The organism is Streptomyces sp. yr375 (assembly GCF_900110755.1).
Classification (GTDB): Bacteria; Actinomycetota; Actinomycetes; order Streptomycetales; family Streptomycetaceae; genus Streptomyces.
In genome coordinates this window covers 34937-54617 of sequence record NZ_FOFF01000055.1, presented here as the reverse complement: position 1 = coordinate 54617, position 19681 = coordinate 34937, and the positions used below count along the sequence as shown (strand labels likewise).

Sequence of the window (19681 nt, the reverse complement as noted above, 5' to 3'; positions counted from 1 at the left end):
GCCGCCTCGGCTCGTGCCATGAAGGCGGCCGGGTTCACGGTCTTCGACGACCTGTGGACCGTGGACGGCACCAACCTCGCGCAGTGCGACTCGGACTGCGGCCGACCCTACGGTCAGGCGTAAGCACCCGACACCAGTGACGCGGCCGGCCTCGACACGTGGACGGCCGCGCTCGCCCGGAAGGAGAAAGAGACCTTGTCCGGCCCAACCCCTGAACTCCCGATCGTGGTGCTCGACGCCCTCATGCCCACCGCACAGCGCATGGTCATCAACCGCCGGGGCTCCACGGTCTGGGAGGTCGAGAGCCACCGGGGCCACTACGCAGTGAAGCTCGGCCATCCGATCGAGGCCACCGACGAGTGGCCCGCCCAGCCCTGGACCGCGCTCGCCCCCGCACGCGAGGGGGCCGTCCTGCATCGCCTCGGCCTCGACACCATCGCCTACGGCGAATGGGAGCACGGCACGTGGAACTTCCAGGCGTGGCACGAAGGGCCAGACCTCCACACGCTGTGGGAGCCGTGCCGTAAGCGAGGCTCGGCCATCAAACCCCAGACCAGCGTGGCCCGGAGGTGCGCCGAAGCCCTCGCCGATCTCCACGTACGAGGCTGGGCTCACGGTGACGTGCAGCCCGCCCACTTCATCATCGGGCCGCAGCGAACCCATCTCATCGACCTCGCCCTGGCCCGGGGCGGGCGGGTACCCGAGGGGTACGACTTCCCGTTCCGCGGTTGTCTCGTCCACTACGAGGCACCGGAGATCGCCCGCAGCGTCCTCGACACCGGAGAAGCCGAACCCACGCAGGAAGCCGACATCTACGCGCTCGGGGCCTCCCTCCTCATCTCCGCCACCGGCTGGCGGGCGGTCGAATACCCGGACGACGCACCTCGCCCCGTGCAGAGAGAAGCAGTGGCCGACGGCCGACGTCGCCCCGTGAAGGTGCCCGGCGAGCTGAGCAAACTCGTCGACGCCATGCTCAGCCACGCACCCGAGGATCGGCCCACCATCTACGAGGTGATCAAAGCCCTGATCTGAACCCGACGCCCCGACTCGGCTCCAACCCGTCTCGCGTCACCCGTGCGCGGACTCCGACAACAAAAGACCGGACCACCCCTCAGCCTGGACAGCATTCCGGGTGGTCCGGTCGCGGAAGCCCTGATCAGGACCCCGGTGCCGATGGTACCGGGGCGGTCGGCGTGCGCAGATTCGGGTGCGGCTGCAACCCCTACTTGCCGCTGTCGAGTTAGAGAGGAGGGCTGTTGAACTTCGGTCATTGGAAGTGCAGTTCTGACCTGAGCCACCGAAAGTCAGCCACGGCGGCGGGAGAGTCGAACGAGCACCCGTCACGTATGTCTCCAGCAACCCCGTTCGGGCCTCAGCCACGCTTTCCGATTGTGAAACGTGGTCAGCCTGACGGCGCGGTCACGCTTGGTCGGGCTCGGCCTGGTCCCGGCCGTGGTCCTGGTCGTCGTCCTGGTGCTCGGGCTGGGCGAGTTACTTCCTGGCTTGGCTGTCTGCCTTGGCGGTGCTGCGCGCTGAGTGGCCGGGGGCCGGCGCAGCGGTGGCGGAGACAGGGAGCGGCGGCGGCCCGTGGCCGCCAGCGCGCGCGGCCCGCGCCAGCGGGCCGCCTTGATCCAGTAAAGAAACTCTGAACAGCACCGCAGGGCAGTGGTCGCGCAACCTGAGAGAGACGGTGCCGTGAGCAAGCCCCGGCGGTTCGAGCAAGCGCGGTACGGAACGACGGCACGGCGGCAAGCGGGGAGCAATGAGCGAGCACATACCGGACACCGAAATGGGGTCAACGAGCATTCACGTAGGCGACACGGATCAGGTAGCCGCACTGATCAAGGAGATGCGGGCCATAGTCGTCCGTCTGGGCAGGGAGACCAGGGAGTTGCGAGAGGAACTAGCCCAGCTCAGGACTACGGCTTCGACCGCTGAGCCTTCAACTCCTCAACCTCACGCCGCAGTTCCTGATGATCAGCACTGAGGGCACGGATCTCGTCACGTAGTGCTGTGAGCAGTTCAGCGAGGGTGGCCCCGGCGGCTTCGGCGTCGTCGGGCCTGCCCTCCATCAGCTCTGCCCGGTCTGGCACCTCGTTCTTGTTCGCCAAGTACCAAGCCGGCGCGGTGTAGTTCGCCGAGAACTCGCCGCCGGCATCGTGGTCTGCGACGAAGCTGCCCCGACCGTGGATCGTGTAGATCAAGCCCTCATCGCGCAGCACGTTGAGCGCGGACCTCATGGTCATGTTGGCCACGCCGAACCGTTCCTGTAGCTCGCGAATGGCCGGCATCTGCTCGCCCGGCTTGATCCGCCCCTGCAAGATGTCGCGCCGAAGCTCGTCGGCAGCGTGCTGATACGGCGGCCGACGGTCCTGCTTGCTCTCTGGCACGGGGCTCATGTCCCAAGAGTAGCGATTCCTAGCACCCCTAGCACACCCCACTGACATAGGTGGCCTATATATCAACAGACATCTAGCTCACACCTCTCACTTGACACTGCTAGGTCAGCTATGTTCAATGGTGATCACGCCCCGCCGCCCGGGTGGAGCGCGATCGAAAGGAATCAACTCCCATGGCACGCATCCGTGTTGGCCTGCTCCCCACTTCGTCGTTCATGGTCGGCACCCTGCCGGTGCCGAAGTACGCGGACCAGGAGAAGACGCAGTTCGCGACCGACCGTGAGACCGGCGCGAAGCTCTACACGCTCACCCTCTTCTTCATGGAGGAGGACCGTGCCGAGGCGCTGAAAATCACCGTTCCGGAGACTGGTCTCCCCAACGGCCTCAAGCCTGGTGTGCCGGTCATGCCGGTGGACCTGTTCGCCACTCCGTGGGCGCGGATCTTCAACGGCTCGCTCTCGGACGGCATCGCCTACCGCGCGGACCGCGTGGACCTGGTCGGCCCCGCTGCCGAGGCGGCGTGAGTGTCAACGCTTCTCGGTCCGGCGCTGAGCGCAGCTACCCGCTGCCTCACGCCGGGCCGGATGCCCGGTTCACCGAATCACTCGTGACCTCGCTGGCGGCCGTGCTCGTCGGCTACGGCTACCCCGGCGTCAGCACCCCGGCGGATCGGGTGGCCCTCGAATCGGCCCTCGCGGCCTTCCTCTACAAGCCGTTGGAGAAGGACAGATGAAGGACCTCAACGACACGGCGGAAGCAGCCTTCAGGTTCGCCTCGCTGATGGTCGGATTGGCCCTGGCCGTACTCGTCGGATGGGCGACCTGGTGGGTAGTCCGCTACCTGCGCGCCGACGCCATGACCCGGCAGTCCATCCGGCAGGCCGTGCGCATCCGGCGAGGCTGGAAGCGGCTCGCGCCGATGCTCAAGCTGTCGGCCACGGACAAGACCCCGACCGCACTCGCGTCGCTGGCGAACCCGGAGGGCAAGCCCATCAGGCCCCGCGTCCTCATACCTGCCTTGAAGGTCGTGCACGACGCGTACGGAGTGATCGCGCGGGCGAACTGCCTGCCCGGTATAGGCCTGCAACAGTTCCAGAAAGCCGCCCCACACCTGGCGGACGCTTGGAGGTGCACGCGGGTCGCGGTCACTCAGGACAAGCCCGGACAGGTCCTCATCCGGGGCGTACGGCTCGATCCGCTGAAGTTCCCCACCGAGCATCTCCCCACGGGTGACGTACCGGACGAGACGGCCCGGTGGGACCTGGGCCTCGACGAGTACGCACAGCCGGTGTCCGTGAACCTCACGCAGGTGCCCGGCGTGACCGTGGCCGGCCTCCCCGGCTTCGGCAAGACCAGCCTGATCAACCGGCTCCTCTCGGACTGGGCACCCTCGCCCGCAGTGCAGTTCGCCTGCGCGGACGGCAAGGTGTCGGCTGCTCACGAGGGCGACTACGCCGACTGGGTCCAACGCATGTTCGCCTTCGTGGGCGATGACCTCGACGAAGCCAACAAGCTGTTCCGGCACCTGGTGGAGCTGCGGCGCGCGCGGTCGGCGTCGGTGCGTCAGGTGCTCGGGGTGAAGTCGATGTGGGACGTCGGCCCGTCCGAGAACTGGCCGCTGGTCGTGCTGATCGTCGACGAAGCCCACACGTACTTCCGCGACCACAAGGGCAGCGACCCACAGACGAAGAAGCTCGCCGCGCTCGCTGCCGAAAACGCCCGGCTCGTGGAAGACCTGGTGAAGAAGGGCCGGTCCGTGGGGCTGCTCACCATCCTCACCACCCAGAAGTCCACCGGCGACGCGATCCCCACCTTCATCCGCGACGTGTGCCCCGTGGGCCTGAGCTTCGCGCAGAAGACCGCCGAAGCCGCCGTGGCCGCGCTCGGCGAGGAGATCCGGGAATGGCCCGACGCCAACCCGATCAACCTCCAGGACCCCACCTATGTCGGCGTCGCGTCCATGAACCACCAGTCACAGCCCGGCTTCACCCGCATCCGCACGCCCTACGTACCCGACGCGGAAGCAGCCCTCGTCGCCGAACAGACGGCGACCCTCACCACCGACCCGTACGCCCTCCTCGAAGCCTTCCTCGGTCTTCCGATGACCGACGTGGACTTCACCAAGCTCGACGCCTGAGCAGCCTGACCTACCGCGCCCGCACGTTCCCGACACTCAGGAGAGGAGGTGAACACCCATGACAGAGGACCGAATCACTCAGCGCACCATCACCGCCGTCATGATCGTCATTGCCGCGCTGGCGTTCGTCTTCTCCTTCGGCAACGTCTGGTCCCTCGCCCTGCGCCTGGGCGTCCCCGGCCCTATCGCACCACTCATCGCTCCGATGGTGGACCTCTCCGTGGTCGGCCTCCTGGTCGCCCTGCGCTATCTCTCCCTGCGCGGCCTGCCCGCCGAACAGATGACGGCCGCCACTCGCCTCATGCACTTCTCCGGACTGCTGACCCTGGCCCTCAACGTCGCAGAACCGATCGTCGCCGGACACTACGGCCGCGCCGCCGTTGACGCGGTGGCCCCCTTGCTCCTCCTCGGCTGGGGCACCGTCGGCCCGCAGCTCCTGCGCGCCTTCCACACCGTTGCGCACCCCGCCGAACCCGCGTCCCTGCCGGACGAGATCGAGTCGAAGCCTGAGACGACTTCCGACGCGTCCTGCCCTGAGCTGCCCCTCACCGTTCCGGCCCCGGCCCCGGCCCCGGTCACTCCTCACGTCGCCCCGGGCCCCGCTTCACCTGCGGTCAAGGTGCCTGAGCCGCTGCTGACCGAAGCCCGCACCATCGCGACGTCCCACCACTCCGAGCACGGCGAACCGATCACGGCAGCCCAGCTCAAGACGCGACTCGGGATCGGCCTCCCCATGGCCACCGCGCTTCACGCCGCTCTGTAGGGCCACACCCTTCCGCCGGCCTCTCCGGCACTTCCCACCACGCCCGCTCCCTGGGCCGACCTGCCATGCCTGCGGGCAGCAGCCCGAGCGCACTGAATCGCTGCTGCCCGCACGCCCACCCTCGTGCCAGAAGGGACACCCCGCCACCCATGCGCCGCCCCCTCGACCTGCGCCACATCATCAGCCCCGGCCTGCGGGACCTGGTCGAACTGGCCAACACCGACGACTTCGACCGCGTGACGGAACAGGTCCGCAACCTTCGCGGCTGCACCAGCCCCGTCAACCTGCACGGCTGGACCGTCACCACCGACCAGACCACCAAGCAAGTGGTCCGCTCCTACCGCTCCGAAGACGAACCCTCCGGCCGACTCCTCACCACCTGCGGCAACCGCCGCGCCTCCCGCTGCCCCGCCTGCTCCCGCCTCTACGCCGCCGACACCTACCACCTGATCAAGGCCGGGCTGTCCGGCGGCAAGAACATCGCCGAAGCCGTCCGCCACCACCCACGCGCCTTCGTCACCCTCACCGCCCCGTCCTTCGGCCCCGTCCACAACCGCCCCACGACCGACGCAGCCAAGCCCCGCCCCTGCGCATGCGGCGAAAGCCACCCCCAGGACGCACCCCAACTCGGCACTCCCCTCCACCCGGCACGCTACGACTACACCGGCGCAGTTCTGTGGAACGCCTACGCCGGGGCGCTGTGGGCACGCTTCACCACTTACCTGCGCCGCGCCCTCGCCGAGCACCTGGGCATGACGCAGAAGGCACTCAACATGGCCCTCCGCGTCTCCTTCGCCAAGGTCGCCGAGTACCAGCAACGCGGCCTGGTCCACTTCCACGCGGTCGTCCGCTTCGACGGTCCCGACGGCCACACCACCTCGCCCCCGGCCTGGGCCACCTTCGACGCCCTCAACGTCGCCGTCGGCCTGGCGGTCGACCGTGCCCGGCTCATCGTCGAGTCGGACGCGGTCGGCGAACGCGTCATCAGGTGGGGCGACCGCTTCAAGGTGGACGAGATCTCCGCCCTCGGAGACGGCGAACTCACAGACGCCAAAGTCGCCGGATACGTCGCCAAGTACGCCACCAAGAACGCCGAAGGCGCGGGCACCGTGGACCGCACCCTCGTGTGCCGCCCTTGCACCGGACGCGGCCACGTACGCGGCCCCGACGGCTTCCACGACCTCTGCGCCGACTGCGACGGCACCGGCCAAGCCGAACCCCTCACCGACCTCCCCATCCAGCAGCACTCACGGCAGATGATCCGCACCGCCTGGGCGCTCGGCCACCTCCCCGAGTTCGCCCACCTCAAGCTCTGGAAGTGGGCCCACATGCTCGGATTCCGCGGCCACTTCTCCAGCAAGTCCCGCGCCTACTCGACCACCCTCGGCGCACTCCGCGACGTACGCCGAGCCTGGCGCACCGCCCAGGCCGAAGCCGCCCGCATCCAGGCCGGCCTTCCGGTCGACGACGAGAACACCACCCTCGTCACCGCCTCCTCGTGGACCTACCTCAGCAGCGGCTACCGCCCCGGCGAAGAACTCCTCGCCGCCCAGGTCCGCCACGAGATCGCTCACTCCCAACGCGCCAAACAAGAAGGGCTGCTGCCTGCATGACGACGGCCGTGCTCACCGTGGACCAGGTCGCCGAGCGTCTTGGCATCAGCCGCTGGAAGGTCCACGACCTCATCCGCTCCCGCGAACTCGCCTCCTTCAAGATCGGCCGCTGCCGCCGTATCAGCGAAGCCGCCGTGGACGCGTACGTATCCCTCCGCACCGAACAGGAAGCCGCTTGATGGCCACGCCGAAGAAGAACCCCAACAACGAGGGCACCATCTACCAGCGCAAGGATGGTCGTTGGGAGGGCAGTGCCTACGTCCTCACGACAGACGGCACCTACAAGCGGCGCAGCGTCTACGGCAAGACCTGGGACGACGCGCACGAGAAGCTGACCAAGCTGAAAGCCGACTCCCTCAACGGTCTCCCGGTCGCCACCAACAAGATGACGATCGCCGAGTACCTGGCGTACTGGCTGACCAACATCGCCATGGGCAAGGTCCGCAGGACCACCTACGTCAACTACGAGTCCCTCGTCCGCAACTACGTCACCCCCGAGTTCGGCCGGAAGAAGCTCGCCCGGCTCACGGCGCGCGACATACGCGCCTTCCTCGCGAAGACGGCCGTCACCTGCCAGTGCTGCGCGCAGGGCAAGGACAAGAAGCGGCCCGAGCACAGGCGGCGCTGCTGCGCCCTCGGCACGTGCTGCAAGAAACTTCCGTCTGACCGGACCGTGCGCTTCCTGCTGGTGATCATGCGTGCCGCTCTCCAGCACGCCGTGCGTGAGGACGAGCTGCCCCGCAACGTGGCCAGGAACGTGGAGCTGAGCATGGGAACGAAGCGCGAGATCGAACCACTCACGGTCAGGGAAGGACGTCAGCTCCTGACTGCGGCCAGGGAAAACCGGCTGTGGGCCGCGTACGAGCTGGCGGTCCGCATCGGCCTGCGGCGCGGGGAGCTGCTCGGGCTGCGGTGGTCGGACGTGGACCTCCTCGAAGGCGTCCTCACCGTGCGGCAGGCCCTTCAGCGAGTCGGCGGAGAGCTGCTGATCGTCGCCCCGAAGACGCAGCGCTCGGCCCGTCGCGTGGCTCTACCGGCCGAGTGCGTGACCGCGCTCCGTGCTCAGCGCGCCCAGCAGATCGCCGACCGGAAGGAAGCTGGCAACAACTGGAAGGGGACGGGGCAGGGGCTCGTCTTCACCACGCGGAATGGAACCCCCATCGAGCCGCGCAATCTGAACCGCTCCTTCGAGGCGCTGTCCATTCGGGCCGGCGTTCGCAAGGTCCGCTTTCACGACCTGCGGCACACCTGCGCGTCGCTCCTCCACGAACAGGGTGCCGACGCTCGCATGATCATGGAAGTCCTCGGCCACAGCTCGATCCGCGTGACCATGGACATCTACACCTTCGTCCGGCTCGACTCGCAGCGCTCGGCGTTCGATCGAGTGGGGGACGCCCTGAGGGGTGACGGCAACGATCCGGACGATGACGACGGCGCGGCCGGTGCCCCGGTAGCCGTCTGATCGGCTCGCAAAGGCGGTTGCCGTCAAACACTGCCGTCAACGCAAAACCCAGAGGCCCTAAGGACTGATCCTTAGGGCCTCTGGTCTGCTGTGCACTCGGCAGGATTCGAACCTGCAACCTTCTGATCCGTAGTCAGATGCTCTATCCGTTAAGCTACGAGTGCTTGTTATTTGGTTTTTCTGTCTTTGCTTGGGGCCCTTCTGGGCCGCTCGCGGCGACAGGAAGAACATTACATGACTGCCGCCGTCATGTGAAATCCGTTTGCCGTACCCCTTGTGAGCTGCGGAAACGGCTCGGAAGGGGGCTGGGACGCGACGAAGCCCCGGTCGGCTTGACCGGGGCTTCGGTGATCGAGCGGAGGCGGAGGGATTTGAACCCTCGATGGGATTGAAGTCCCAAACCGCATTAGCAGTGCGGCGCCATAGACCGGACTAGGCGACGCCTCCAGCACAACCTCTCGCGTGTGCGAGTGGTGCGTGCAGATGATGACACAGTCTCGCGGTGCGTCACCAATCGGCATCCACGGTACTAGGCAGGTGGGCCGTAGGGCAAAGGCGTTGTCGGGGCGGAACGTCGTCGGGGGCGTGGCGTTAGTCCGGTCATGTTCCAGGTCATCCCGTTCCAGGGCATCCCGCTTCGGCGGTTTCGGCGGTTCGCCCTCGCCGCATCCGTCGCGTCCGTCGCCGTGGTCGCCTCGGCGGTCGGCTGGCCCGTCGCCGCGTACGCCGGGGGGGCCGGCCACGGCGTCTCGCTCGCGCCGCCGCCCGTCCGGGAGGAGGACCGGATCTCCGGCGATCATCTGACGGTCACCGTCCGGCAGGCCGGCGTGCGGGGCGACGGGACGTTCGAGGTGTACTGCCACCCGGGGCGCGGCAATCACCCGGACGTGGGACGCGCGTGTCGCGCCGTTGACCGGAACACGCGGTGGGGGCGGGACGCCTTCGCGCCCGTGCCGGACGGCGGCGTCTGCACCATGCGGTACGGCGGACCGGCCACCGCCCATGTCACCGGCCGCTGGGCCGGGCGTCCGGTCGACGCGACGTTCGACCGCAGCAACGGCTGTCAGATCGAGCGGTGGGATCGGTTCGTGCCGTTGCTGCCGGACCTGAGCCCGTCCCTCGCCCACTGACACCCCCCTTGCCCGTCGACACCGTGACTTCGCCGCTCGTGACAGAAGTACCCGTTCCGTAAAAGTCGCGCGAAGGTCCCTCGAAGGCTGAGCAGCCGGTCGTGAGCGGCGACATGCGAGGACGGACGTAGGGACAGACGTAAGGACATACGTTCTGTGTCACTTCGTCGTGCGAGCTGCCTCTCATCCGGCGTCGCCGGCGGCACCCCAGCCCTTAGACTCCCTCGCGTGACACGCTGCGGACCGGTTGGCAAGATGGCCCGAGCGGTGGGCAAGGTGCGGTAACAGGGAGGAAGCGACTCGTGAGCAGCAGGCCATCCCGAGGCGCTGCTCGCCTCGCAGCCATACTCGACGCTCTTCCCGACGCGTTGGTGCTGGTCAACGCCAACGGGACGGTCGTCAACGCGAACACCATCGCGCTCGAGGCCTTCGAGACGCCGGGTACGGCTCTGGTGGGGCGGGGGCTGCTCGATCTGCTGCCGCAGTTCGACTCCAAGCTGATCCCGGGGTCCATGCGGCGGCCCGACCACATGGATCCGCGCGGCCGGACCAAGCCGACGCGGATGGTCGCGCGCCGGACCGACGGGACCGAGTTCCCCGTCGAGGTGACCAGCGCGAACCTCGAGAACGGGCAGCAGGCCTACGACGGCTACGGCTACCCCTCCGCCTCCGACGAGCTGCTGATGCTCGTCGTACGCGACCTGTCCGGCACCGTCGACACCGAGGCCGAGCTGGCGCGTTCGCAGCGGCAGACCGAGATGATCCTGCGGGCCGCGTCCGAGGGCGTCGTAGGGACCGACACCGACGGGCGGATCGTGCTCGTCAATCCGGCCGCCGCCCAGATACTGGGCTATCGGGCGAGTGATCTCGGCGGCAAGGAGCTGCACGACCTCGTGCTGCACTCGCGCGTCGACGGCACGCCGTTCCCGTACGACGAGTCGCCGCTCGCCGACACCCTGCGCTCCGGGCGCAAGCATCGGGTGCGCGGCCAGGTGCTGTGGTCCAAGGGCGGGGAGAAGGTGTCGGTCGATCTGACCACCGCTCCCGTGCGCGACGGCGACCAACTCGTCGGCGCCGTCATGACCTTCACCGACCGGCGGCCCTACGACGCCCTCGCCGAGGAGAAGGAAGCCGTCGAGGCGCTGCACGCGGAGGAGCTGGAGAAGCTCTCCGAGGAGCACGCCTCCGACCTGACCGCGCTGCGCCAGCAGCACGTCACCGAGGTCGAGGAGGCGCGCGAGCGGCACGAGGAGGAGCTCGCGGCGGGCGAAGAGCGCTACGCCTCGCTGGGCGAGCGGGAGAAGGACCGGTACGAGGCGCTCGCCGGGCGGCACGAGCAGTTGCTCACCCTGCTCGGGGACTCCCTGCGCGGTCCCCTGGACGAGCTGCGCCGCGAACTGGCCACGCTCGCCGCGGACGACGCCGGCCAGTTGTGGCCCGAGGCCAACCAGGTGCTCCATCACCTGTCGGCGGGTTACTCGCGGATCACCACGCTCATCGAGAACGTCCTCGGGTACCAGCGGCTCGACACCGGGGTCGAGTCCGTCGTCCGTACGAAGGTGATGCTGGACGCCGTCGTCGCCGCCGGTGTCGACGGGGCCGTCGAGCTCATCGGGCCGGGCCGGGTGCAGTTCGCCGTGCACGCGCCGCCGATCGAGGCCGAGGTCGACGTACGGCTGCTGGCGACCGCGCTCGCGCATCTCGTGGCCGACGTCGCGGGCGTCGACGCCACCGGCAACGCGCCCGTCTCGGCGGGCGGTTACATGGACAACACGGTCGTGGTGGCCGCCGCGCAGCGCGGTGAGGTCGTACGGATCGAGGTGCGCGGGCCGTACGCCGGCGGCGACCCCGTGCACCAGCCGATCGTGCGCGGGATCGTGCGCGCGCACGGGGGCGTGCTCCAGACGCACGAGGTGCCGGGCATGAGCGGCAGTGCGTATGTGCTGGAAGTGCCGTTGGGTGGTGGGGCGGGAGCCGTCGTGGCGCCGGAACCGGCTGCCGCCATGGCGCTGCCCGCCCTCGTCGCGGGTGGGGGCGGCGGGGGTGCGGAACTTCCCGGTGAGCAGGGGGTTGTCGGGGGGCGTCGGCGGGCTCGGCGGTCCTCCGTGGACGCCTTCCTGGAGGGGGACGGTCCGGTTGCCGCCGAGGGCGGCACCGAGGCGGAGGCCGCGGTTCCGACCGGACGGCGACGCAGGCGTGCCGCTTCCGACTCCGGCTCCGACGCCGTGGCCACGGCCTTGGAAGGGACGCCAGGTGGGGTGTCCGCCGGGGGCGACGCGGACGGTGCGGGGCTGCGGCGCGGGCCGTCGGCCGAGATCGCCGTCGTGGGGGCCGAGGCGGGGGCCGGTGTCGGGGGCGACGGTGGGGTGAGCGAGGGCGCGGTCGTCACCGCCGCCGAGCATGCGGCGGGGACCGCGGCCTCGGGTACGGGGCTCGGCGGCACCGTTCCGCCGCAGGGCGTGCCGGTGCCGGGGCCGGGCGGACGGCGGGCCCGCCACGCGCCGGACGGCCAGCAACCCCAACAGCTCCAGCAACCTCAGCAACTCCAGCAGCTTCACCAACCCCAGCAGCTCCAGAACGCGTTGCCGCCCGCGTTGCCCGCGATCGCGAATGCGCTGCCGGCCGCCGCCGACGCCTCGGCGACGGGTGGCGGTACGGAGGAGGAGAGCGGGCAGCCGACGGGTCGCCGTCGGCGGGCGCTGGCCGCCGCCAACGAGCGCGCCGCCGCGCAGGAGGCGGGGCCGCGCGCGGTGTTCGCCCTGCCGCCGGCGGAGGCGGACCGGGTGCCGGAGGCGGCGGGTTCCGGCGGTACGAGCGCCGCCGACCAGGCGCGGGCGGCGGGGCCGATCCCGGCCCAGGGGCACCCTCAGATTCCGGTTCCGGTTCCGGTTGCTGTTCCTGTTCCGACTCAGGGTCCCGTTCCGGTTCCGGCTCAGGGAGCGGTTCCGGGGGCCGTTCCGGTGCCCGCGCAGGCTCCGATTCCCGCCCAGGCGCAGGGCCAGGGCCAGGCTCCGGTTCCGGTTCCGGTTCCGGGTTCCGTCGAGGGCTCGGCGGGCGACCAAGGACGGCACGACGCCGTCCCGCACGACCAGGCCGACGACCACACCCCGCCCCAGCCGCACCCCACGAGCGCGCCCACGGGCCGCCGTCGCCGGGCCGTCGCCCAGCCCGCCGTCCCGGCACAGGCGCAGGCGCAGGCGCAGGCGGCGGAGGTCGTCGAACGGCCCGTCGCCGCCGGTCACGGGCAGCCGCTCCCGGCCGAAGCCGCGCCCGCCCCCGCGCAGCCGACGCCCGGTGGTGGCACCCCACTGCCGCCCGAAGCCGCCGTCGGGCAGCCGCGGGCGGCGCAGCCGTTGCCCGCCGAGGCCGCGGGGAGCCGGCCGGTGGACGCCCACTCGACGCACGGGCGGGCGATCAGCGTGCGGACGCTGGGGCAGGGCGTGCCCTTCACCCGGCAGGCCGCGCAGGTGCAGCAGCCGCAGCCACAACCGCAGCAAGCACTGCCGCTTCACCAAGCCCAGCAGGCACAGCAGGCACAGCAGGCGCAACCGGGGCTGTCGTCGGCGCAGTCCGCCTCGGCCACCCCCGCCCCGAACGCCCCCGGTGGTTCCGGGCGTCGCCGCAAGCTGGGGACTCCGCCCGACCCGGCCACGCGCCCGGAGCAGACGGCCCGCCCGCACCCGTCGGCCGAGCAGCCCGTCGGGGCGCAGGTCCCGCAGGCACCGACAGCACCACAGGCCGCCGCCTCGTCCACTCCCACGCCCGCCTCCGCACCCCTCCCGCACCCCTCCCTCGCCGGTCAGTCGCGGCTCGTGCCCGGTGGGCCGGGGACCGAGGGGGCCGGGCGGTCGTACGCCATAGGGGCCCCGGACGAGAACGCCGCCGAGGGGCCCGAGCCGCTGGACGGGCCCGGAGGGGCCGTCGAGGTGGCGGATCCGCCGCGCCCGCAGCCGCTGGACGACGAGTTGCCGCCGGAGCCGCTCGACAACCCGCGTCGGCTGCTGGTGTGGCCGGCGCCGGACGTCAACACGCAGCAGGCGCTCAGCGACCGTGGCTACCGGCCGGTGATCGTGAACTCGCGCGAGGAGGTCGACGCGCAGATCGCCGCCTTCCCGGCCGCGCTGTTCGTGGACCCGCTGACCGGGCCGATCACCCGGACCGCGCTGCAGTCGCTGCGTACGGCCGCCGTCGCCGCGGAGGTGCCGGTGCTGGTCACGGCCGGGCTCGGGCAGGCGACGCGCGAGGCGGCGTACGGCGCCGACCCCGCCGTCCTGCTGAAGGCGCTCGCGCCGCGCGACAGCGAGCAGCATCCGCCGCGGGTGCTGCTGGTCGAGGAGCACGCCGAGATCGCCCTGGCGCTGACCTCGACGCTGGAGCGGCGCGGGATGCAGGTCGCGCGGGCGGCGAGCGACGCGGACGCCGTCACGCTCGCCGGGCAACTGCGGCCGAACCTCGTCGTGATGGACCTGATGCAGGTGGATCGCCGCCAGTCCGGGATCCTGGACTGGCTGCGGGCGAACGGCCAGCTCAACCGCACCCCGCTGGTCGTCTACACGGCCGCCGTCGACCAGGCGGACCTGCCGCGGCTGGCGTCGGGGGAGACGGTCCTGTTCCTCGCCGAGCGGTCCACCAGCCCCGACGTACAGAGCAGGATCGTGGACCTGCTGGCCCGCATCGGCACCAACTGAGGCCGCTGGTCTCGGGATTGAGGCCGCTGGTCTCGGGCCGGCATCGGGATTCGAGACCAGCCTCGCCGGGCAGGGCGGGTGCCTCACGGCCCCTGCCCGGCATACACACCTGACCGACCGGACGTGAACGACCCGGCCGACGGGATCAGAGCCGCGTGACGTCCAACTCGCCCTCCGCGTACTGCCTGCGCAGCACCTTCTTGTCGAACTTGCCCACGCTCGTCTTCGGGACCGCCTCGATGATCGTCCAGCGCTCCGGGAGCTGCCACTTGGCGATGTTCCCCTCCTCGGCGAGGAAGGCGCGCAGGGCGTCGAAGTCGGCGGTCGCGCCCTCCTTGAGGACGACCGTGGCCAGCGGGCGTTCGCCCCACTTGTCGTCCGGGACGGCGACGACGGCGGCCTCGGCGACGGCCGGGTGGGACATCAGCGCGTTCTCCAGCTCCACCGAGGAGATCCACTCGCCGCCGGACTTGATGACGTCCTTGGCGCGGTCGGTGAGGGTGAGGAAGCCGTCGGGGGAGATGGTGCCGACGTCGCCGGTCTTCAGCCAGCCGTCCTCGCTGAACTTGTCGGCGAGGCGCAGGGGTTCGGTGTCGGGGCCGTTGTAGTAGGAGCCCGCTATCCAGTTGCCGCGGACCTCCAGTTCACCGGCCGACTCGCCGTCCCAGGGGAGGCGTTCGCCGCCGGGGCCAATGAGGCGGCCCTCGACGCCGGCCGGGAAACGGCCCTGGGTGAGGCGGTAGCCGAACTCCTCGTCGGTACCGAGGGCGTGGGCCGGCGGGCGGGCCATGGTGCCGAGCGGGGAGGTCTCCGTCATGCCCCAGGCGTGGCAGATCCGCATACCGAGGTCGTCGAAGGCCCGCATGAGGGACGGCGGGCAGGCCGAGCCGCCGACGCTGACCTGGGTGAGGGACGAGACGTCGCGCGGCCTGGCGGTGAGCTCGGCCAGCAGGCCCCGCCAGATGGTGGGGACGGCCGCCGCGTGGGTCGGCTTCTCCTGCTCGATCATCTCGGCGAGGGGCGCGGGCTGCAGGAAGCGGTCCGGCATCAACATGTTGATGCCGGTCATGAAGGTGGCGTGCGGCAGTCCCCAGGCGTTCACATGGAACTGCGGGACGACCACGAGCGTGGTGTCCTCGTCGGTCAGGCCCATCGACTCGGCCATGTTGACCTGCATGGAGTGCAGGTAGATCGACCGGTGGCTGTAGACGACGCCCTTGGGGTCACCCGTGGTCCCGGAGGTGTAGCACATGGCGGCGGCCTGACGTTCGTCCAGCTCGGGCCAGTCGAACGTGGTCGGCTTGTCCGCGATCAGCTCCTCGTACTCGTGCACGCGCGCGTGAGAGCCGGCGGCGTCGAGGAGGGAGCGGTCGCCGGGACCGGACACCACGATGTGCTCGACCGTGGGCAGCTTCGCCAGCAGCGGCGCGAGCAGCGGGAGCAGCGAGCCGTTGACTATGACGATCTTGTCGGCGGCGTGGTTGACGATCCACACGAGCTGCTCGGCCGGCAGGCGGAGGTTCAGGGTGTGCAGCACCGCGCCCATGGAGGGGATCGCGAAGTACGCCTCCACGTGCTCGGCGTTGTTCCACATCAGTGTGGCGACGCGGTCGTCGCCGCGGACGCCCAGGTCGTCGCGCAGGGCGTGTGCCAACTGCACCGCGCGCGTGCCCGCCTCGGCGAAGCTGCGCCGCTGCGGTTCGCCCTCACCGGTCCAGGTGGTGATCCGGGACCGCCCGTGCACCAGCACACCGTGCTCGAGGATGCGGGTGACGGTCAGCGGTACGTCCTGCATGGTGCTCAGCACGGCGTCCTCCCAGGGCAGCGACATTGCCTACACGGTGGTAGCGGTTGTGCTAAGTCTGCTCACATACCGATGGGTATGTCACTAGGAAGCGGCCCTCGTTTATCCCCCAGGTGACCCTGACCTCACCCTCACCTCACCCTGTCATCGCACGAGCACAAGCTCAGGGTCCTCGCGGAGCTTGCCGAGCGCCCGCGACACCGCCGACTTCACCGTGCCCACCGAGACGCCGAGCACCTCCGCCGTCTGGGCCTCGCTGAGATCCTCGTAGTACCTGAGGACTACCATCGCGCGCTGCCGCGTGGGCAGCTTCGTGATCGCCCGCCACATGGCGTCGTGCAGGGCCTGGTGCTCGGCCGGGTCTTCCGCGCTCGCGACCGGGTCCGGTTCCGGCAGCTCGTCGCACACGTACTCGTCGACCTTGCGCTTGCGCCACTGCGACGTACGGGTGTTGAGCAGGGCCCGGCGGACATAGCCGTCGAGCGCCCGATGGTCCTCGATCCGCTCCCACGCGACGTACGTCTTGGTGAGCGCGGTCTGCAGCAGGTCCTCCGCGTCGCTCGGGTTCGCGGTCAGCGACCGGGCGGTGCGCAGCAGCACCGGCTGACGGGCCCTGACGTACGACGCGAAGGACGGGTACGGGTACGGAGAAGGCCGCGTCATGCCGTTCGAAGCACTGGTGCAGACGGGTGTGGTCATGGCTCCACGCTAGGTTCGGTCGCCGCTCGGGCGGATCGGCCGCAGGTCCCGAAGGGGCGTCCCTCTCAGGTTGTAGGGGCGGTACCCGCCTCACCTCCTGAAGGTGGACGAACGGACGTCGACAACTACGGGATGACCCTTGGGTGACGCCCCTTACAGCCCCGTCGGCTCCTTCGACCCCGTCGGCTCCTTCGACCCCGTCGGCTCCTTCGACCCCGTCGGGCCCCGGTGTCTCATCCGTCCGAGGTCAGGACCACGCCCGAGGTCGGCACGCCCGTCCCCGCCGTCACCAGGGTCCGGCTCGCGCCCGGCACCTGGTTCACGGACGTGCCGCGGAGCTGCCGTACGGCCTCGGCGATGCCGTTCATCCCGTGGAGGTAGGCCTCGCCGAGCTGGCCGCCGTGGGTGTTCAGCGGCAGCCGGTCCGCCGCCACGAAGGCCGCGGCCTCGCCGGGCGCGCAGAACCCGAACTCCTCCAACTGCATCAGCACGAACGGCGTGAAGTGGTCGTACAGGATCCCGACGTCGATGTCGGCCGGCGCCAGCCCGGAGCCGCGCCACAGTTGGCGGGCGACCACCGACATCTCCGGCAGGCCCGTCAGGTCGTCGCGGTAGAAGCTGGTCATCTGCTCCTGGGCGCGCCCGGCGCCCTGGGCCGCCGCGGCGACCACGGCGGGTGGCTGCGGCAGGTCGCGGGCCCGCTCGACCGACGTGACGACCAGCGCCTGGCCGCCGTCCGTCTCCTGGCAGCAGTCCAGCAGCCGCAGCGGCTCGGCGATCCAGCGGGAGGCCGCGTGGTCGGCGAGGGTGATCGGCCGGTCGTGGAAGTACGCCGCCGGGTTCGTCGCCGCGTGCCTGCGGGCGGTGACGGCGACCGGCCCGAAGGCCTCCTCCGGGGTCATACCGAAGGTGTACAGGTACCGCTGCGCCGCCATCGCCACCCAGGAGGCGGGGGTGAGCAGCCCGAACGGCAGGCTCCAGCCGAGCGCTGTCCCCTCCGCCGAGGGCTCGCGGTGCCGCACGCCCGAGCCGAAGCGGCGGCCCGAGCGCTCGTTGAAGGCGCGGTAGCAGACGACGACCTCGGCGACGCCCGTCGCGACGGCGAGCGCCGCCTGCTGCACGGTCGCGCAGGCCGCCCCGCCCCCGTAGTGGACCCGCGAGAAGAACGACAGCTCGCCCATGCCGCAGGCCTGCGCCACGGTGATCTCGGGGTTCGTGTCCATCGTGAACGTCACCAGGCCGTCCACGTCGGCGGGGGCGAGCCCGGCGTCGGCCAGCGCCGCCCGGACCGACTCCACCGCCAGCCGCAGTTCACTGCGCCCCGAGTCCTTGGAGAACTCCGTGGCCCCGACCCCGACGATCGCGGCCCGGCCCCCTAGGGCATCCCGCGCCCGCACACTCACTGCCCACCGCCTTCCGGGACGGCAACCGTTTCCGGGATGGTGACCGTTCCCGGAAGGGTGACCGTTCCCGGAAGGGTGACCGTCACCGTCCCGCTGACGTGCCGACCGATGCCGTTGTCACCGACAACGCGCACCACAACCGTGTCCTCGTCGACCTCGTCACGGATCTCCTCGACCGTGGCCCGCAACACCATCGTGTCGCCGGGGTAGTTGGGCACCCCCAGCCGGATGGCCACCCTGCGGAGCACGGCCGCCGGACCGAAGAGCTCGGTGATGTAGCGGCCCACCAGGCCGTTGGTGGTGAGGATGTTCATGAAGACGTCCGGGGAGCCCTTCGCGCGGGCGGCCTCGGGGTCGTGGTGCACGTCCTGGTAGTCCCGCGAGGCGATCGCGCCGGCGACGATCAGGGTGCGGGTGACCTCGATCTCCAGCGGCGGCAGCACGTCACCCACCTTCACCCCGTCACCCCCCGGAACACGGGGAGCGTCAACTCATCGTCGTAACAACGGAATTCGAGCCGCACCGGCATCCCGATCCGCACCTTGTCGTACGGCACCCCGACCACGTTGCTCACGATCCGCACCCCCTCGGCCAGCTCGACGAGACCGACCGCGTAGGGCGGGTCGAAGGCCGGGAAGCGCGGGTGATGCAGCACGACGTACGAGAACACCGTGCCCTCGCCGCCCGCCTCGACGGTGTCCCACTCCGCCGCACCGCACGCGTTGCAGCCGGGGAGCCAGGGGAAGCGGAGGGTGTCGCAGGCGGTGCAGCGCTGGATGAGGAGGCGGTGGCGCCGGACGCCCTCCCAGAAACCGGCGTTGTCCCGGTTGACGACGGGCCGGGGCCGGAGTTCCCGCGGTTTCTGTTCCTGCGGTTTCTGTTCCTGCGGTATCTGTTCCTGCGGTATCTGTTCCTGCGGTATCTGTTCCTGAGGGGTTCGTCTCTGCCCGGCCGGCGCGTACTTGAGGATGCGGAAGCGGTGGGTGCCGACGAGGGTCTCGCCCACCCGGACGTCCGTCCGGGTCGTGACGAAGTACCCGGTGCCGAGCTTGGTCGTCTTGCGCGGCGAGACCGACTCGATGACGGTGTCGAAGACGACCTCGTCCCCCGGCCGCAGCGGGCGCAGGTACTCCTGCTCGCAGTCGGTCGCGACGACCGAGGTGCAGCCCGCCTCGTCGAGCAGGGCGAGCAGCTCGTCGTAGGCCCGCGCGCGCCCCTGATGACCGCTCAGGCCGCCCATGATCCACGCCTGGAGCATGGTGGGCGGGGCGATCGCGCCGGGGCCGGTGTACGCCGGGTTCCGGTCGGCCATCGCCTCGCACCAGTGCCTGATCATGGGCGCGTTGACGGGGTCACGGCCGGTGCCGGCGACGGCGGCGGGGCGACCCACGTGGGCCTTCAGCCGCGGGTACAGCGGATCGTCGTCCACCGACGCACTCCCTTCAGAACCCTGGACCCTTACCCACTTACCCCCTTACCGGAGCAGATTTCTGACTGTCCGTCAGATCTGACAGCCTGTCAAGGTCGTTACCGCACACGAAGAAACGCCTCGCAGACGAAGAGATGTCTGTCCACGAAAAAACG

Annotated in this window: 16 protein-coding genes and 2 tRNA genes; 10 read left to right on the top strand and 8 right to left on the bottom strand. The window is 70.3% G+C overall.

The genetic code is table 11. From position 1 onward, the window contains the following. The first annotated feature begins 195 nt into the window (after positions 1 to 195). The gene (locus BMZ82_RS34375) at positions 196 to 1032 is read left to right on the top strand and encodes a protein kinase domain-containing protein (RefSeq protein WP_093781326.1); all 837 of its coding nucleotides are present in this window, start codon (positions 196 to 198) and stop codon (positions 1030 to 1032) included. Between the two features lie 887 nt (positions 1033 to 1919). Here the strand turns inward: BMZ82_RS34375 and BMZ82_RS34370 are convergent. Next, complete coding sequence (locus tag BMZ82_RS34370) at positions 1920 to 2399, bottom strand: GntR family transcriptional regulator (RefSeq protein ID WP_093781325.1); 480 nt, start codon at positions 2397 to 2399, stop codon at positions 1920 to 1922. A gap of 173 nt (positions 2400 to 2572) precedes the next feature. On the opposite strand from BMZ82_RS34370, the gene BMZ82_RS34365 reads away from it, so the two are divergent. From BMZ82_RS34365 to xerC, 7 genes are all read left to right on the top strand, one after another. Further along, entirely contained in the window at positions 2573 to 2923 is a 351-nt protein-coding gene (locus BMZ82_RS34365) for an SCO3933 family regulatory protein (protein WP_093781324.1), read from the top strand. An 83-nt stretch (positions 2924 to 3006) separates the two neighbouring features. After that, positions 3007 to 3132 carry a hypothetical protein gene (locus BMZ82_RS42290; RefSeq protein ID WP_256252264.1) on the top strand — a complete coding sequence of 42 codons (126 nt, stop codon included), beginning with the start codon at positions 3007 to 3009 and terminating at the stop codon, positions 3130 to 3132. After that, positions 3129 to 4535, top strand: a complete 1407-nt coding sequence (locus BMZ82_RS34360) for an FtsK/SpoIIIE domain-containing protein (protein ID WP_093781323.1) — start codon at positions 3129 to 3131, stop codon at positions 4533 to 4535. Before BMZ82_RS42290 ends, BMZ82_RS34360 begins: the two co-directional genes overlap by 4 nt. A gap of 58 nt (positions 4536 to 4593) precedes the next feature. After that, positions 4594 to 5298, top strand: a complete 705-nt coding sequence (locus BMZ82_RS34355) for a DUF2637 domain-containing protein (RefSeq protein WP_093781322.1) — start codon at positions 4594 to 4596, stop codon at positions 5296 to 5298. 149 nt (positions 5299 to 5447) lie between these two features. Further along, complete coding sequence (locus BMZ82_RS34350; protein WP_093781321.1) at positions 5448 to 6911, top strand: replication initiator; 1464 nt, start codon at positions 5448 to 5450, stop codon at positions 6909 to 6911. Continuing rightward, complete coding sequence (locus BMZ82_RS34345; RefSeq protein WP_093781320.1) at positions 6908 to 7090, top strand: helix-turn-helix domain-containing protein; 183 nt, start codon at positions 6908 to 6910, stop codon at positions 7088 to 7090. Before BMZ82_RS34350 ends, BMZ82_RS34345 begins: the two co-directional genes overlap by 4 nt. Beyond that, the gene (gene xerC / locus BMZ82_RS34340) at positions 7090 to 8373 is read left to right on the top strand and encodes a site-specific integrase (protein ID WP_093781319.1); all 1284 of its coding nucleotides are present in this window, start codon (positions 7090 to 7092) and stop codon (positions 8371 to 8373) included. The genes BMZ82_RS34345 and xerC overlap by 1 nt, the downstream gene beginning before the upstream one ends. A gap of 91 nt (positions 8374 to 8464) precedes the next feature. On the opposite strand, the gene BMZ82_RS34335 is transcribed toward xerC, so the two are convergent. Together BMZ82_RS34335 and BMZ82_RS34330 are read right to left on the bottom strand one after the other, a co-directional pair. Continuing rightward, positions 8465 to 8537 (bottom strand) — tRNA-Arg (locus tag BMZ82_RS34335). Between the two features lie 192 nt (positions 8538 to 8729). Further along, positions 8730 to 8820 (bottom strand) — tRNA-Ser (locus BMZ82_RS34330). Positions 8821 to 8975: 155 nt separating this feature from the next. On the opposite strand from BMZ82_RS34330, the gene BMZ82_RS34325 reads away from it, so the two are divergent. Continuing rightward, entirely contained in the window at positions 8976 to 9503 is a 528-nt protein-coding gene (locus BMZ82_RS34325; RefSeq protein ID WP_093781318.1) for an SSI family serine proteinase inhibitor, read from the top strand. A 302-nt stretch (positions 9504 to 9805) separates the two neighbouring features. Further along, on the top strand, positions 9806 to 14191 hold the full coding sequence (locus BMZ82_RS34320) for a PAS domain-containing protein (RefSeq protein WP_093781317.1): 4386 nt from the start codon (positions 9806 to 9808) through the stop codon (positions 14189 to 14191). Between the two features lie 145 nt (positions 14192 to 14336). Here the strand turns inward: BMZ82_RS34320 and BMZ82_RS34315 are convergent, their stop codons facing one another. The 5 genes from BMZ82_RS34315 to BMZ82_RS34295 form a co-directional block, all read right to left on the bottom strand. Beyond that, a complete protein-coding gene (locus BMZ82_RS34315; protein ID WP_177244798.1) occupies positions 14337 to 16022 on the bottom strand; it encodes a long-chain fatty acid--CoA ligase in 1686 nt (561 codons plus the stop codon). A gap of 117 nt (positions 16023 to 16139) precedes the next feature. Then, complete coding sequence (locus BMZ82_RS34310) at positions 16140 to 16694, bottom strand: SigE family RNA polymerase sigma factor (protein WP_093781316.1); 555 nt, start codon at positions 16692 to 16694, stop codon at positions 16140 to 16142. A 233-nt stretch (positions 16695 to 16927) separates the two neighbouring features. Then, positions 16928 to 18097, bottom strand: coding sequence for a lipid-transfer protein (locus BMZ82_RS34305; protein ID WP_093781315.1), 1170 nt, complete (start codon positions 18095 to 18097; stop codon positions 16928 to 16930). Further along, entirely contained in the window at positions 18094 to 18555 is a 462-nt protein-coding gene (locus tag BMZ82_RS34300; protein ID WP_093781314.1) for a MaoC/PaaZ C-terminal domain-containing protein, read from the bottom strand. The genes BMZ82_RS34305 and BMZ82_RS34300 overlap by 4 nt, the downstream gene beginning before the upstream one ends. After that, positions 18552 to 19526, bottom strand: a complete 975-nt coding sequence (locus tag BMZ82_RS34295; protein ID WP_093781313.1) for an OB-fold domain-containing protein — start codon at positions 19524 to 19526, stop codon at positions 18552 to 18554. Before BMZ82_RS34295 ends, BMZ82_RS34300 begins: the two co-directional genes overlap by 4 nt. Positions 19527 to 19681 lie beyond the last annotated feature (155 nt).

Coding starts and splice junctions, on each gene's coding strand:
- BMZ82_RS34370 (WP_093781325.1), bottom strand. CDS start 2,399: ATGAGCCCCGTGCCAGAGAGCAAGCAGGACCGTCGGCCGCCGTATCAG.
- BMZ82_RS34365 (WP_093781324.1), top strand. CDS start 2,573: ATGGCACGCATCCGTGTTGGCCTGCTCCCCACTTCGTCGTTCATGGTC.
- BMZ82_RS34360 (WP_093781323.1), top strand. CDS start 3,129: ATGAAGGACCTCAACGACACGGCGGAAGCAGCCTTCAGGTTCGCCTCG.
- BMZ82_RS34355 (WP_093781322.1), top strand. CDS start 4,594: ATGACAGAGGACCGAATCACTCAGCGCACCATCACCGCCGTCATGATC.
- BMZ82_RS34350 (WP_093781321.1), top strand. CDS start 5,448: ATGCGCCGCCCCCTCGACCTGCGCCACATCATCAGCCCCGGCCTGCGG.
- BMZ82_RS34345 (WP_093781320.1), top strand. CDS start 6,908: ATGACGACGGCCGTGCTCACCGTGGACCAGGTCGCCGAGCGTCTTGGC.
- xerC (WP_093781319.1), top strand. CDS start 7,090: ATGGCCACGCCGAAGAAGAACCCCAACAACGAGGGCACCATCTACCAG.
- BMZ82_RS34325 (WP_093781318.1), top strand. CDS start 8,976: ATGTTCCAGGTCATCCCGTTCCAGGGCATCCCGCTTCGGCGGTTTCGG.
- BMZ82_RS34315 (WP_177244798.1), bottom strand. CDS start 16,022: ATGTCGCTGCCCTGGGAGGACGCCGTGCTGAGCACCATGCAGGACGTA.
- BMZ82_RS34310 (WP_093781316.1), bottom strand. CDS start 16,694: ATGACCACACCCGTCTGCACCAGTGCTTCGAACGGCATGACGCGGCCT.